Here is a 17224-nt window from a genome sequence, read left to right on the forward strand (position 1 = left end):
TTACGTATGTTTGGAAGTAACAAAAAGAAAAAAATTGAAGAGGAGTCTTTGGAGAACATCCTGAAAGAAGTGGACAAAGAGTCCAATGTCAGGATTCTCACAGGGTTCAAAAAACATCTGATGACAGGACTTCTGGTGGCCTTTGCGCTATATGTGTTCTGGATGACACTCCTTGGGAATCCACCGGAGCAGGTGAGGCGTGCGAGTTTTCTGGGAGCGCTGATTTTCATCGGCTTTCTTCTCTATCCAATGAACAAAAAAGATGCAAAGAAAGAGAATGTCATTCCCTGGTACGACTGGGTGCTTTCTGTGGTCGGAGCCGCTCCTTTTTTCTACTACGTCCTCTTTTTTGAAGAGATTGTGGGAAAAGCGGTGAACATTTCTCCCATCGAAGTCTATATGGCCATTCTAGGCGTGCTTCTTCTGGCGGAAATCTGCCGGCGTGTGGTGGGCCTTCCTATCCTGGTGGTGGCAGCTGGTTTCATCCTTTATGCCTTCAGCCAGGGACACTCTGTCAGGCGAATTGCTCATCAGCTCTTTTATACCACCGACGGAATTCTAGGTACACCCCTGGGGGTGGCAGCCACCTTCATTGTGCTTTTCATCATCTTAGGATCCTTTTTGGAAAAAACAGGCATCGGCACTTTCTTTGTGGATATGGCCAATTCCATCGCCGGAGGCGCTTCTGGAGGACCTGCTAAAGTTGCGGTAATCTCCAGTGCATTAGAGGGCATGTACAGCGGAAGCTCCGTGGCCAATACCGTGGGCAGCGGAAGCGTCACCATTCCCATCATGAAAAACACTGGGTACAAAAGTGAGTTTGCAGCTGCAGTGGAAGCGGCAGCTTCCACCGGAGGGCAGATCATGCCACCCATCATGGGGGCAGCAGCCTTTCTCATGGCAGAAATGACAGGGATCCCTTATGCCACCATCGCGGTGACAGCGATCCTGCCAGCTCTTCTTTACTTCTCAGGGATTTTTATGATGATCCATCTGGAGGCAAAGAAGCTGGGACTGAAAGGTCTTCCAAAGGAAAGCATTCCTAACTTCTTCAAGCTTCTATTGAAGAAAGGATATCTGTTTTTACCCATCGTCACCCTGGTGGTGCTCATGGGAGAAGGAAGAACTCCAGCGTATTCTGCCATCTATGCCATTTTAACGGCCATTGTTGTAAGTATGTTCCATAAGGACACACGGCTGACTCCCTCTTCCTTTATAGATGCTTTGGCAAGCGGCTCCAGAAACACCATGGGAGTAGCCATTGCTTGCGCCATCGCTGGGATCATCGTAGGTATGGTGACCCTCACTGGACTGGGGCAGGACCTTCTAAACGGCCTTCTGGTGGTGGCGGGCACCAGTAAGTTCCTAGCGCTCTTCCTCACCATGGTCAGCTGCATCATCCTGGGCATGGGTGTGCCTACTACAGCGAACTATGTCATCATGGCCACCATCACAGCACCCATCGTGGTCAGCATGGGGGTACCGGTCCTTGCGGCGCATATGTTTGTGTTCTACTTCGGTATTGTTGCAGACATCACGCCACCTGTGGCTCTGGCAGCCTATGCGGGATCCGCCATTGCAAAGTCGGATCCTTTCAAGACCGGTGTCCAGGCCACAAGGCTTGCCATCACGGCGTTCATCATTCCCTACATCTTTGTCTACAACCCACAGATGCTGTTTATTGAAACCAACGCTCTAGAAGTCATCTCCATTACCATTACTTCGCTTCTGGGGGTCTTTGGTCTTTCCGCAGCCATGGAAGGTTTTATAAGGACAGAACTGAATGTATGGGAAAGGCTTCTCATGGCAGGGGCTGGACTTCTTCTCATTGATCCGAATCTTTTGACCGATACCTTGGGAATCCTCGTCATAGGTGGTGTTCTATTCCGCCAGATGAGAGGAACAGACAAAGAGAAAAAAGTCGTAAGAGAAGCAGTTTAAAGATTTTTCGTGAAAAATCCTCCGAATATAGGGAGAAACACCCTGAGTTTTCAACATCCATCCGTGGATAGAAAGCTCAGTGGTGTTTCTTTTTCTTTTTCCTGGTCCCTTTCCAGCCGCATAGACTGGACAAAGATTGTTAAATATTATCAGAATTTCATACGTTCTGAAGGAACGGGAGTATCTCTTAAGTTCATTTTTGTAAATAAAAGCGAGGAAATTCAATGGTTTTATAAATGTAAAGGGTTGAGGTTACGGGACTCTAAAACACACTAAAAACACACTTTTCGTTATTGATTTAACAATAACAAGATGGTATACTTCGACCTGTTGAACTAATGAAATGGAGGAAAGATGATGAAACGAATGAAAAAACATCTCAGCATGCTGCTCATTCTCGTGGTGGCTCTAGCTGCTTTTGGTTGCGGCAAGAAAGAAGAAGCAGTGAAAGAAGGGGCTCTTTATACCCCAGGAACTTATACTGCAGAAGAAAAAGGACACAATGGAAATATAAAAGTTACAGTGACAGTAACAGAAGATAAGATTGAGAACATTGAAGTGGATCTCATGGACGAAACAGAAGGTATTGCAGGACCTGCAGCAGAGAAGATCGTGGATCTTGTGCTGAAGAATCAGGGACTTGGCGTAGATACCGTATCTGGCGCTACTGTATCCTCTACAGCGATTCTTGCAGCCATCACCGCTGCACTTAAAGAAGCTGGCGCGGATGTGGAAGCATTAAAGAACATCAAGGCAGAAGAGGAAGTGCTGGAAGTTTCCGATAAGGAAGCGGATATTGTCATCATCGGTGCCGGTGGTGCAGGTATGGCTGCTGCCGTTGAAGCAGCTACCCTAGGAAAGTCTGTCATCATCGTGGAGAAGATGCCCATTGTAGGTGGAAACACCAACAGAGCAACGGGTGGAATCAATGCGGCTGAAACCAGCATTCAAGAAAAAGAGGGAATTGAAGATACCATCGAAACGTACTACGATGATACCTTCAAGGGCGGAAAAGAAGAGAACGATCCTGAGCTACTTAAAGTCATGGTGGAGAACTCTGCTGAAGCAGTGGACTGGCTCAATGAACTGGGTGCAGGACTCACAAGAGTCTCCTTATCCGGAGGTGCCACCAACCCAAGAATTCACACACCAGAAGATGGATCCGCTGTGGGTCCAGTGGTGGTTAAAGTGCTGGAAAGCAAACTGAAAGAACTTGGTGTGGAAATCCTGATGGAAACCACAGCAACAAGCATTCTGGAAGAAAATGGCGCAGCTGCTGGGGTAGAGGTTGAAAACGTCAATGGGAACAGCTTCAAGATCCATGCCAAGGCTGTTATCATCACTTCCGGCGGATTCGGAGCAAACAGTGAAATGGTAGAAGGATTCAGACCTGACCTGGTTGGATTCTCCACCACAAACCATGCTGGTGCAACAGGAGATGGTATTGAACTGGGCCAGGAAGCAGGAGCTGACCTGGATGACATCGAATTTATCCAGATTCACCCAACCACAGACCCAGAATCCGGTTATATGTTTACTGAAGGTCTTCGTGGAGATGGAGCCATTCTTCTCAACAGCCAAGGCGTAAGATTCACAGATGAGCTTCTCACAAGAGACGTGGTTTCTGCAAACATCCTGAAACAGGAAGGCGGTATTGCGTATCTTGTGACCAATGAAGAAATGAAAGAAGAAAATGCTGCTCTTGCTGGATACATCAAGAAGGGGTACGCCATTGAATGTGCTACCCTTGCAGATGTGGCAAAGGCCATCGGTGCTGAGGAAGCTGCAGTAATTGACTCCATGGCGAAGTACAAAGAAGCTGTGGCTGCTGGTACAGATGCAGAATTTGGCAGAGAGCACCTGACAAAGGATCTTTCTGAAGGACCATACTATATTCTGAAAGTAACACCTGGAATCCATCACACCATGGGTGGTCTGAAGATCGATACCGCTACTCATGTGATTAGTACAGAAGGCAGTGCAATTGAGGGTCTTTATGCTGCAGGTGAAGTAACCGGAGGCGTCCATGGTGCAAACCGTATCGGTGGAAATGCCGTAACAGACATCATCGTCTTTGGAAGAATCGCTGGAAAAACAGCGGCAGAAGAGCTTAAATAAATCATTTATTCTGATTTCTTACAAAAGAAGGGTAGACCCTCCCAAAAGTCGCCCTGATAGATTTCCGTGAGAAAATCCCGTAGAGACTATAACTCTGCGGGATTTTTCTAATGGAGCATAGGTGCAGCAAAAATCTTACAATTTTTTATGGAAATAAAAGAAAATGTGGGTAAATAGGAGAAAATGCGAGAATGAGAAAGGTAAAAATCAATAAGCATTTGTATTCAAATATATTCGGCTTTTTCATAAAATATTCCTGTTTGAAAAAGAGTAGAGCTTGTGTTATAAAATAATTGAAGTTAGCACTCACCAGATGAGAGTGCTAACAAAAATAAAATTATAAAGGAGTTGTTTGTAATGGCAGGACTGATTCCATTCAACAGAAAGAAAAACGATCTTTTAAGGAGTGAGTTTGGAGATTTTGGCAGCATGCTGGATGACTTCTTTAGCGAATCCTTCCCATTCAGAAGAAGCCTGGAGGCGGATACCTTCAAGGTGGACGTGGAAGATAGCGAGAAAGAGTATATCGTTCATGCTGAGCTTCCAGGTGTAAAAAAGGAGGAAGTTTCACTTTCCTTAGAAGACGGCAGACTGAGAATTTCCGTACAGCGGGACGAGGAAAAGGAAGAAAAGGACAAGAACTACATCCACCGGGAAAGAAGAGTCTGCTCCATGGAAAGAAATATTTTCTTGGCAGAAGCCGGAGAGGAGAACATCAAAGCGAAGCTGGAGCATGGTGTGCTGAAAATTGAGATACCAAAGAAGCCTCATGTGGATACCTCCAGAAAAATTGAAATTGACTAGGACGTAGGATGAAAAAGAAGATCTGAAGAAGTGGAAAAGACTCCACGGTTCTTCAGATCTTCTCTATTTTCATGAAATCAGGATTCGTTGAGATTTCATGAGATTTCATGAAATAAGGACTCATCAAAGGCGATAAGTTACGATATAATATAGGGGTCAATGCTATTTTTAGTAATGATTAAAACGTTCTTGCCCTAATGATACAGCAGAAAGAAGTGATACAATTGCTCTGGACAAAATGGATTCCATCCTTGTTTTATATCCTCCTTCTTTTTTATTTTTATAGTGGTATGCGGGTATACGCCAAAGAAACCCGGGATCCTGTGAACAGGTCCTATTTTTATATGAACCTCAGTCTATCCACCTGGGCTCTCATGGCGGTTCTCATTTCCCATACCAGAACCACAAAGGATGCACTGCTTTGGACCTTTTTCAGTGTCTTTGGGTGGGGCTTTGTCTATGCGTTCTTGTTGTCTCTTCTCATTCATCTGACCCAATATGTGAAAAATATGAACCGCTGGAAGTGGGCAGCGGTCTATTTGCCGGTGCTTATTTCTATCAGCACTGTCTTATACAGCTTCTTATCAGGAGAGATGGAGCGCCGGATGTCCTATGGCCCCTATGGCTGGGTGTACAGCCTGGAACTCGAGCCTTGGACACTTTGGGTGAGAATCTATTATTTCATCATGGCGGCCATGGTGTTTTATCTTCTAAAAAAGTGGAAGCTCAAAGAGGGAGACTTTTTTCGAGGTCATCTGAAACGGACCGTTTTCTACAGCGCTTTACTTAGTATGCTCATGGGTCTTCCAAAAGTACTGGGGCTTTATGAGCGTTTTGGTCTCAGTCTTCTCGGACTGGGTCCCATCCATATGCTGCCTCTATGTGCGGGTCTTTTCTATGTCCTTCTGAAGAAAGCAAAGGTTGGACAGAGGGAGGAGTTCACCATTCCAAAACGCGGAGAATATCTCAGTGCCAAGACCCATGACAAGATTTTCTTTTATGTGTCTCAGGTGTACCTCATGGCGGGGTTTCTTGCCTTCTATATACAGGTCATCGTCAATGAGGCGGAAGTGGTCAGAACCAGCATCATGACGGCTACACTGTTCTTTATCGGACTGTTTATCTTTTTTCTTCTGGAAGTCAAACTATCTGTGAGAACAAGAGATGACATCATCAATTCTATTCTTTCCTTAAGTATACCGTTTATTACACTTTATTTTGCAGATGCCTCCGTTGGTTTTGCCTGGGCAGCTCCGGTGGTGCTCCTTCTGGTGGCTGTAGCCTTCAACAACAAGAATCTTCTCATCGCCACCAGTGCTATGAGTGTCATCACGCTTCTTCTTCTCTGGATCATGTATCCTCAGATGGCAGGGTCTTTTGAATCTCCGGAGCACCTGGCCAGACTGTTTGTGTTTATTATCATCATCGGCATGGCTTTTTTTATCAACGACATCTACCGGAAAAGGCAGCAGCAGTTTGAACGTCAGATTGACCATGAGCGGTTTGTCTCTGATATGGTCCTTCTCATGTCCAAGGCAAGATTCGAGACAGTGAAAAGCAATCTGGAGAGCCTCCTGGAGGAGATGGTCTATTATATGGAAGCGGACTATGGCAGTATCCATATCTTCTCCGATATACGGGACGGAGTACACCGAAAGTTTGAGCAGTATGGAAGAGGAGACCTGGATGGGATCCGGAAGAATCTGAAATTTTCAGGAGTTTTGGATGAGCTTCTCGAAGACACAAAAAAAGCAGAACATTCAGAAGCGAACATCAGAAGAATCATTGAGATCTTTAAAAGCAGGATGAGCATCGAAAAAGTCGCGGTGATGATCCAGCCCGTGATAGAATCTGAAAAGGTCATTGGCATCATGTGTCTTAGCGCCTTCAACCGGAACTCCTGGGATGAGGGGTATCAGAATTCCTTTGATCTCATTGTGAAGAATCTTTCCAGTATGCTCTATAAGATCAAAAAAGAAGATGAACTTTATCGCATGGCCTTCTATGATGGACTCACGGGTCTTCCCAACCGAACACTCTTCAACAGAATTCTCCATGAGACATTGGAGGACCAAGAAGATGGTGAAGTGGCTGCTGTGCTTTTTCTGGATCTGGATGACTTTAAAAACATTAATGATCTTTTGGGACACAGCGTGGGAGACAAGCTTCTGGTGGAGTTTGTCTCAAGAATCAAGCCGCTTCTTCAGAATGACCGCTACATGTCCCGGTTTGGGGGAGATGAGTTTCTCATGGTGCTGCCCCATCAGCGGGATGTTGAAGATGTGAAGGAAAGGGTGGAGGAGATTCTTACAACAGCCATTGGCACCTTCCGGTTTGATGAACGGGAGATTTCTACCGGTGCTAGCATCGGTGTCGCCTTATATCCGGAGGATGCGAAAGAACCGGAGGATCTCATCCGCTATGCAGATCTTGCCATGTACAGCGCCAAGACCAATGGAAAAAACCAGTATGTCATCTGTACTGAAGACATCAAAAAGAAGTTCATCTACGAAAAAGAGATTGAGAATGATCTGCATTATGCCATTAAGAACAAAGAGTTCACCTTGTATTATCAGCCCAGAGTCTCTGGTGTTTCTGGAAAGATTGTTGGGGTGGAAGCACTTTTAAGATGGTGTCATCCTCAGAAAGGGATGATTCCGCCAGGGGTTTTCATCCGAATTGCGGAGCGCATCGGACTGATGCCGGAGATTGACCAGTGGGTCTTCAGAGAGGCCTGCCGTCAGAATCTCTACTGGCAGAGGAAGGGATTCAGAAAAATCAGCATGTCGGTGAACGTGACGCCCATGACCTTTGCGGAGAATTTTGAGGGCAGTGACATCTTGAAAAACCTCAGAGAAGGCATCTGGGATCCGAAGTATCTTGAAGTGGAGATCACAGAGAACACCATGTACTTCAGTCCAGAGTCCATAAGGAACAGGCTGAATTATTTGAGAGGCCTTGGCATGAGCGTTGCCTTGGATGATTTTGGCATCGCGTACTCTTCTTTAGGCCGTCTCCATGAGCTGCCCATAGATAAGATCAAGATTGACCGGCAGTTTGTGGTGAATCTCCATGGAGCTCAGAAGGGAAAGAATCTTTATGATGGTATCCTGAACCTTGGCAGATCCTTAGGGCTCAAGATCAATGTGGAAGGTGTGGAAACCAAGGAGCAAGCAGAGTATGTAAAAGATAGAGGTTGCGATGAGATTCAGGGGTTCTATTACCACAAACCTATGCCTCCGGAATATGTGGAGTATCTCCTTCGAAAGGAAGAATTATAAATAAGTAAGATTTCTAATAATATACTTACGCCACCGTGTGAACTGCGGTGGTTTTTTGTTCGTTTTTTTCGTGAAATACCAAATTTGAGTACCTTAACTGATAGATCATACAAGGTAGTAATGGAATTACTGGTTGCAAGGGTGTGTCTATATGGGTACGCGATAGGAGGTGATTTCAAAGAGGGGGTGTTGTTGATAATTACGGATTTATCAAAGGAAAAATGTAAATGTTTTCCTTTACATCAAGTGTGTCGAAAAATGCAACAGTTTATGCGAAATTCCTTCAACTATTGAGTAAAGTTGACCTGATATATGTTGAATGACTCAATGAAATAGAAATCGTTTTAGAATTAGTTTAAGTTTTTGAGTTTTGTTTAACTATACTTAAGCTAATTTTACTAAAAGGTGCACTATATTTTTTATAATATATTGTTGATAAAATAACAAATATTTAATACTATGATAAGACTCTTTTGAATGATGGTATAATTAATGTGTATAAAAATCTGATTTATTCAAATGATAAATTAGATTTTTTATAGTGATATAATATAATGGTTTAGTGATGTATAAATACATCACTAAAATTACTAAGGGGTGTATTATGAAACAATTCAAAAAAACAATCAGTTTCTTATTGCTGTTTGTTTATCTGTCGGCGATATTTGTGCAAAATGTTGCGATAGGAACAGAGATAGGAGGTGAAAGTCCTAGTATAGAAGATTTTATTGGTGTACAAGTGTCTAAGAATCAATTAACGGATGGTGAAACTCAAAAATTCACTGTAGCTTTAACGGGTTATGAAGTTCCAATATATGGAGTTTCAGTTGAAGTCGCATATGGAGAAGGCTTCAACCTAATTACAACTTTTGCACTTGATGACATTAGAAATAATGTCTGGGAGGTAGACTATCAGTACAGTTTAATGAACTATTCTGGAATGTATAAGATTGTTAAGGTTAATGTAGATACTTCAGAGGGAAGAACTGAAATTTTTGATCTTACATCAGAATTTGGTGAAAAAAAAGCTGATTTCTCAAATGCAGTATATGAGGTGATGAATACCTATGGAGGTATAAATCCTATAAAAAGTATTAAGATCGAAGATGTAACCTATTCACCTGGTGAAATTATATCTCTTACTGTAGAAGTGGATGAAAGTAACTATCAAATAGAAACTTTAGATATATATTTTTTGAAAGATGGAGAAAATTTTAATTTTCCAATGAAAAAAACTGATGTAGGCGTCTTTTCAGGTGAATTTCATGTGGAAAGTTTTTCGGATAATGGTACATACACCTTAGATCGTTTAATATTAGTATCTAATAATCAGGCTATATATGTAACAAATAAGCCTATCGGTGTAAATGAGATTATTATGGATCTTTCTCCTTATAAGTTCACCATTGAGGGAGGAGTTGTAGATTCAACTGCACCACAATTTATATCAGCAGTGATTCCTGAGATCGTGTATCCTGGAACCCCATCGGTAATAGAATATGAAGTGACTGAAGAAGGTTCAGGCCTTAAAGACATTGTTTTTCAATTTGAAGATTCAGACGGACATACACTAACCACGTACTCTGATATAGCAATAGATGGTACCAAGTTAGTTCTGTTGGAACCCCATATTTTAATCTATAGTGGTATTTATAAATTAAAAGAAGTGTCATTATTGGATTTTGCGGGGAACAAAGTTGTTGTTAACGACAGAAGTGATGAGCAACCTGATAACAATGAGAAAATTGTGTATATGGATTTATCTTCCTATACATTGGAACTTCAGGGAACAATGGGAGGAATAGTTCCTGAATTGGTACTTGGAAAGTCAAGTGATTTAGTCACGAATAATCAAAGTACTTCTTTCTCTTTATCAATCACGAATGCTCCAATATCTTTTAGTAATGCAATGTTTAAAGTGAGAAATGTTGATACAAATCAAGAAAGATGGTTTACACTAGAGAGCCAAGGTGATAATTTCTTTGATTTAAATCTATCACTAGATGAGAGTCTGCAAAGTGGGCAGTATAAGGTTGAAAGAATTGATTTCTATAAAGATGGGCTAAGCTACTTCATTTATGATGAGGACGTAGAAAACTCAGAAGGATATCCTCGTAAAAATCTGGATGCGTGGAATTTTGCAGTTCAGAATGACTTTATTGGATATAATCCTTCATTTACGGTTGTACCGATTCTAGATCCTTTAGGGTCTCAGGATGAAATATTTATACAAGTGAAACCTGACAGTTTTGACACTGAATTTAAAAATATGAATATTGTGCTGGTTAATACAGAAGACACAACAATCAGGATCCCACTTGTATTACACTTTAATCCGAATACTGGATACTTTGAAGCTCGTAGCAATATTTATTTAGATACAATCAGCGGAAACTATAATGTTTATGAGATTACTTATAATTTCCTGAATGGGTATGATCGCGTTGTGAATGAACTATATGCCAGCGAACTCGAAAAATCACAAAGTTTTCCATCTAATATACTCACAATTGAAGGTACACTTCCTTCTACAGGGGACATTATAAAATTAGAAGTGATTGATGGTAAAGAAAGTTATGGACCCGAAGAGCACATCCGTTTTGATGTGAATAGCCTTGTTTCGAATAGTTCCATTAAACATGTGAATTTATTCTATGAGAATGAAGAAGGCAGAAAACTATCTGTATATGGACACAACACCATGGATGGTTTCCGAATTGAGCATAGGGTAAATCCATACACTTCTTCTGGAAGATACAAACTGAAGAATGTCTGGGTAGAGTTTACTAACGGTAACGTATCAATTGGAGACATCAATCAAAATGAAGAGAATTATAGCAGAACGCAGGATTTCTCTCATATGGATCTTACGATAGCAGGAACGATTTCGGATACAGTTGCACCTGTATTAAATAAGCTGACATTATCAGGCTCTGTATTGAAATTTGGAGAAGATATGCCTATCATGATCGATATTGAAGAGAACGTTTCGGGCGTATCATACATTCAATTTCAATATAAAAAGGACGATAGTGAAGACAGGGCTTGGGTTCAAGTTAATAAAAATGAACAAACAGGTCAATACTTTATGACGACCTCAGCCGACACAAAATCTGGTGATTATACATTAATGGAAATTATGATCAGCGATAACGCCGGAAACTACAGCATTTATTACAACAAAGATCACTATTCTGATGAAGTTAATGGAGAGTTAAGAGACTTCAGCGATTTCGGTTTACAAATAGAGAGCTTTGGCGGCTTTGATCCTGATTATAAAATCAAGAATCATCCAAACAGCTACACAATGAATGATATTGTAAATATCGAAGTAGAACTCCTAAATGAAACCTATAAATTGGATACCATTGAAGTTCTATTTAGTAACAATCAAACTGTAGTTCTCATAAATGACGGAAACAATAGATTTATTGGTGAGTATTTGATTAAGCCTGATGAAACCAATGGTATTGTTGAGATGAAAAGGTTGATATTTAGGTCGAAAAGTCAATATGTACTGGAAATTGGAGATGTTTCAGATAATGTTAATGGGCCAGGTTGGAACTATGAAGATCTCTCAGAGGGAGATTTCACAGTAGAAGGAACTTTAAATGGAATCACACCTGAAATTACTGTAAGTACGAATAAGTCAAGTGTTTCAAGAGATGAGTATGTAAAAGTGTCAATAAAAGTGACGGACACTCGATTTAAGCCAGAGTCAATTGGGGCAGTGATCTCAGTAACAAATGCTAAGGGGATCAATGGTGGAGTATCGGACTCTAACTTTCAATACGATTCAAAATCAGAATCATATGTAATGGAATACCATGTCTATAATGATTGGGTAGCTGGTGATTATCAGTTAACATCCGTTAGCTTTAAGGTTGGAGATTCATGGTTCAGTTCAGAGTATGAGATACCATTATTCACAGTTCAAGGAACATTGGGTGGTTATCAGCCAGATGTTTCTGCAGCTGTAAATATGAAGAGCGCTACAGTAGGAGATGAAATCGTACTTACATTCCGAGTGGATGAAAGCACTGTGAATTTTTCTGGTGGAGAAGTTTGGGTACAGATTAGAAGCTCGTATGGTGATTCCACATCCTCAAGATATGCTGAAATAATTGAAGTTTCTCCAGGGGTATTCCAAGCGAAGCTTCCAATTCATGAATACTCTACACCTGGAGATTATAGCGTTAGAGAACTTTATTTATATGGTAATGACTATAATATAAGGATATCGGATGTATCCAATGAGTATGCGCAATACGTGGAGGATTTGAGTGCGGCGGAGTTTGAGGTTTATGGCACAAAAGTCGATCTAAATGAACCAAAACTTATTAGCATAATCGTTCCTCAGAACAGTGTATATGTTGGAGAGATTTTTGAAATCGAACTGAATTTGGATGAAGAATCCGGCATCGAAAGAGGATCGGTTCAACTTGTAAATGTAGATGATTACGAGAAAGGGATTTATCTTGAAGTTGAAACTGTTAATGGAAAGGTTATTGCTAAATCAAACAACTACGATCGCTTAGAAGCAGGAAACTATAGAGTTCAGAGAGTATCACTTGTGGATTATGCAGGAAACTCTAAAGATTACCTCCATATGGATGGCGATGACTGGGATCAGTGGACAGAGCGTATAGATTTTACAGATACAGTTATTACCGCAAAGTATTATCCGATAGAAGATATTACATTCAAGCTTGACAAAGAAACCTATACAGGTCGAGATTACCTTGAACTGAAAGGAACCCTCAGTTTTGATATCTTTGAGTATATGGATGTTCAGTTCTTGTTTGAAAATGAATTAGGTAATCAGGTATGGCTCCATGGCGTGAGAAGACCATCCGGTTACTATGCTGCTGGAACATATATCAGACCAAATACACCGGTAGGAACCTATACCTTGAAGGAAGCTAAAGCGTACAAAGGTGGCATTCCGTATGCATTAATCCATGATGAAACAAAGAATGAATCAGGATATAAGGATTTATCAGGTGTTTCTTTCACAATAGAAGGGACGGTAGTCGATTGGGATGCGCCAATATTATCAAGTGTACGCGTTTCAAAAACAATAGCATCACCCAATGACAGTATTATGCTGCAAGTATTTGCAACAGACGCGGCTTCTGGGCTAAATTTTGGTACTGCTACTTATGTAAACACAGTAACAAGAAAAACAAATCATATTTATATTCATAAGTATGGTATGAATGAGTTAAGGGGTTACTGGGACATTCGGAACAGTACTGATCCTGGCGAATGGGTTTTGAAGCATATAGAACTTGTGGATGAGAGTGAAAATTTCATTATTTATACTGATGAAAGCCTCGGAGAAGTATATGGAGATGAGAATTTAAGAGATTTTTCAAACGCTAATATTACTGTAATGGGAACAGCCGTTGACGAGGATCCACCTGTTTTCATTGGCGCTTCACTCAGTAAGAAAGAACTTCGAAATTTTGAACAGTTTGAGATCAAAATCAACGCACTGGATTATGTTGCGGGTGTCGAACGTTACCTGATATTCTATCGTGGAGATGGAGAACATGAAACTGTTTTTGATGGCTGGGGTACTTCTATCTATGGCATGATTTCTTTACGAGATACAGCCCCTGATGAAGTGTTACTAGAAGCTACAGACCTCTTTATCTATGATTATGAGGGGAATGAACTTCATGTGACTCGAGAAGAAGGAAGATTAGAGAATCTAGACATTTTAATTACAGACACTAAAGCAGCGGATGTTAATCAATATGTATATGAAGCCTATGTGCATCGAGGAGAACTGGAATTTGGCCAAGAGGTGGATATCACGGTAGTACCTGGTTACGACACAATGGATGCGAAAAAAGTGACGTTATATTACAGGGAAATTGGGAAAGAGCCTTTTACAATCGTTGCCGAACCATTTGAAGGTGAATTTGTTGCGAAGTTCCTGCCTTCAAACCCGAATTACAAGGAAAAGACTGAGTATGAGTTCATGTATATGGAAATAATACAGAGTAATGATGAAGTTGTTACGCTATATACAACAGCTTATCCGGAGTCAGATCTTATTTTTTACGCAGAATCTATGAATTTTAGTATTCTTGAAGACACCACTGCAAAACTGCCTGAAATCATTGGATTTACTACAGAGAATAAAACTGTAGGCGCAGATGCATCCATTCAGTTTAATCTTGAATACAACGCTAGCGGATACCTACCAAGCAAATATGAAGTGTATTTCCGAACAGGAGATACTTTGGTAGACTCACCAATCAGAATCAATGATATGAAAAACCAGGTGTTCTATACAGATGCATTTACTGTGGAAGGCGCATATCAGGTAGATCAACTTGTTGTTTTTGGACCAAATGGTGATGCGCTAAGAATCAACAACAGTAAAGTTCATTCAGATGAAGAGATTCCGAGTTTAGATTTTGGAGATCTTTCCTTTACCGTCAGCGGAACGTTAAGTGATAAAGCTGCACCAACTGTTTCAGGCTGGAGTACGGGCTCTAAGATTGTAGAACTTGGAGAGACCCAAATGTTCACTGTAAGTGCTTTAGATGATAAAACGGGTATTGCCTACGGTGTGCTATATTTACTGGGACCATCTGGTGATATTTCAACAAGTAAGCCTGTTTACTTATACTTCAATGAGAGTACAGACCTCCTTGAAGGGTCCTATAAGGTCACAGAAGAGACCGCAATTGGTCAATATCAAGTGGCATACATGGAAGTTTATGATAAAGCGATGAATATGACGAAAGTATCAAATATTCTGATTCCAGAGTTTGCAGAACAAGGAACGGATTTAGCTGAACTGGATTTTGAAGTAGATGGTATAGCACCCGATTTGGATGCTCCGATTTTCACTTCTATAGATACTGTTTCTGAAGAATCAGTTCAGAATGGAGTAATCACTCTTAAAGTGAACTCTCATGATGGAATCGCAGAAAATGCGAGCGGATTAAAAAATATGAAGTTCACTTATTTTGCTGATGGAATATCCAGAACCATTTACAGTGATATTTATTTAGAGAATGGAGAGCACTATACAACGGTACGACTTGATGCTATCTATGGATTTGAATGGGTTCTTAGAAATTTGGAGATTTATGATTTTGCAGGTAATAAAACAGTCATTTATCATTCCACCTCAAATAATACGAGTTCATATAGAGACCTGACAGCTGGAAACTACAAGTTTGAAAAACCATTCATAACGCCAAGCATTGAGAGCCTAACTTTGGATAAGAATGAAGTCTTACCGGGAGAAGAGCTTCTCATAACACTGAGACTCCTTACTACATCCATACTCCCTGAAACAGTAGAAGCTCATTTTAAATCTGCTACATATAATCAGAGTAAAATGACAGAATTAGCTATTACTCCAGACGGTAAGCATGTTGGAATCGACCGGATTTCAGAGTTTGAACTGGATGGAGAGTGGAGGCTGGAAAAACTTACAGCAAAAGATCCATATGGGAATACCTATGAGATTCTTCTGAAAGACACTTCTTTTGAAAATACCGTGTATACTGTGAAAGATACAACACCAGATGATGAATCAGCGGAGCTTCAGGACATCAATATCAGCAAGGTTGAAAATAATCTATTCAGAAGAATGATGTTCAGCATGACAAATCTATTCACAACAACTACCACAATATCTGAATTTACTTTAGGGGATACCATCAGATTTTCTGTAAATGCTGAAGATGCTGTATCTGGAGTAAGTAAAATCAAGCTTGAATATACAGTGGTGAATCAAAAAGTTGTCATAGAAGAAGACTTAATTTCAGCGGGAGGATCCAAGTATACGGGAGAGTTTACCATACAGGAATTCCATCCATCAGGGGATTGGAGACTGGATAAAATAACACTCTTTGACAATGCTGAAAATGAAACCATCCTCGTGAAGAGTGAGACAACAGGATTTGTTCCTGGGTACTCCAAACTTAATTTCAGAGTAACTGGAACTCAACCAGACAGAACAGCACCAATCATCGGTGGAATCACCGTGTCATCCTCAAGAGTGTTACTCGGGGATAAAATCACTTATACAGTAGAAGCCTCAGATGAAGAGTCTGAAGTAAAAGAAATGACACTGAGACTGATTTCTGTGAAAACAGGAGTTATGAAGAACGTGACGATGAAAAAGGTGAATGATACCTCATTCCAAGGAATCTTAACTGTCACACCGGATATGCCTGGAAGCACTTGGAGAGTCGAAAGAATTACAGCAAAGGATACCATGAACAATGAAGCTGTAGTAACCAACACACTTCTAGGTACCAGCACACTATCCACAAGAAGAGATTTAAAGGTTTCTGAGGTGACTGTTGTCACAGAACAGAGAATTGAAGTGGTAAGTCCAGCAGAAGTTTCCCTGAACCTGGGAGATATTTATAACGGAGAGGATCTTACTGTAAGACTTATTTACTCAGAAGGGGAACCTAAAATCCTCACAAAAGACCAGCTAAGAATCGGTGTAGTCGATACAACAAAAATAGGTGCAACTAGAGTGACGATTGCCTATAATGCACTTTCTACCTCAATTCCTGTTACGGTTTCTGAAGGAGCTGCAGCATCTATCCGTATCAGTAAAGAACCTGAAATGAGATTCTTTGAAGGGGATGCATATACTTCTGAAGGACTTGAAATGGAAGTCACTTATGAAAATGGATACAAGAGAGTTCTCCCAGTTCTGAAAAGCTCAGTTACAGGCTATGACAGTACTCAGATTGGACTTCAGACACTTACAGTGACCTATCTTGGAAAAACCACTGAATATAAGATCGAAGTTGAAAAAATACAGGTGGAATCCATTGAAGTGAAAAATGCACCAAGCAAAACTGAATATATTGAAGGGCAAGAATTTGACAGAACCGGCATTGTTGTGGAAGCCACCATGAACAATGGTTCAAAGGAAATGATCTCAAGCGATGATTTAAGCTTTGCAGGCTTTGACAGCAGCATTGCTGTTAAAAATCAGGAAATCACCGTGACCTATGAAGGTAAGAGTGATACCTTTACCGTGAATATTATCCCGAAGGTATTGACTGAGATTGAAATTGCTACTG

Annotated in this window: 5 protein-coding genes; all 5 read left to right on the top strand. The window is 40.9% G+C overall.

Annotated elements, in window-relative coordinates; translation table 11 throughout:
* Window positions 1-6: 6 nt before the first annotated feature.
* On the top strand, window positions 7-1941 hold the full coding sequence (locus tag T487_RS0113850) for a TRAP transporter permease (protein WP_031577732.1): 1935 nt from the start codon (window positions 7-9) through the stop codon (window positions 1939-1941).
* 354 nt (window positions 1942-2295) lie between these two features.
* Window positions 2296-4059, top strand: coding sequence for a flavocytochrome c (locus tag T487_RS0113855; protein ID WP_207638321.1), 1764 nt, complete (start codon window positions 2296-2298; stop codon window positions 4057-4059).
* A gap of 357 nt (window positions 4060-4416) precedes the next feature.
* Window positions 4417-4863 carry an Hsp20/alpha crystallin family protein gene (locus T487_RS0113860; protein WP_031577734.1) on the top strand — a complete coding sequence of 149 codons (447 nt, stop codon included), beginning with the start codon at window positions 4417-4419 and terminating at the stop codon, window positions 4861-4863.
* A gap of 251 nt (window positions 4864-5114) precedes the next feature.
* On the top strand, window positions 5115-8144 hold the full coding sequence (locus T487_RS16085; protein WP_162178264.1) for an EAL domain-containing protein: 3030 nt from the start codon (window positions 5115-5117) through the stop codon (window positions 8142-8144).
* Between the two features lie 604 nt (window positions 8145-8748).
* Window positions 8749-17224: bacterial Ig-like domain-containing protein (locus T487_RS15600; RefSeq protein WP_031577736.1), on the top strand; the 8476-nt coding region annotated here is incomplete at its 3' end.

It is taken from the genome of Proteiniclasticum ruminis DSM 24773, assembly GCF_000701905.1.
Classification (GTDB): Bacteria; Bacillota; Clostridia; order Clostridiales; family Clostridiaceae; genus Proteiniclasticum; species Proteiniclasticum ruminis.

Bases quoted from the DNA above. Each gene is read 5' to 3' on its own strand.
- T487_RS0113850 (WP_031577732.1), top strand. From the start codon at position 7: ATGTTTGGAAGTAACAAAAAGAAAAAAATTGAAGAGGAGTCTTTGGAG.
- T487_RS0113855 (WP_207638321.1), top strand. From the start codon at position 2,296: ATGATGAAACGAATGAAAAAACATCTCAGCATGCTGCTCATTCTCGTG.
- T487_RS0113860 (WP_031577734.1), top strand. From the start codon at position 4,417: ATGGCAGGACTGATTCCATTCAACAGAAAGAAAAACGATCTTTTAAGG.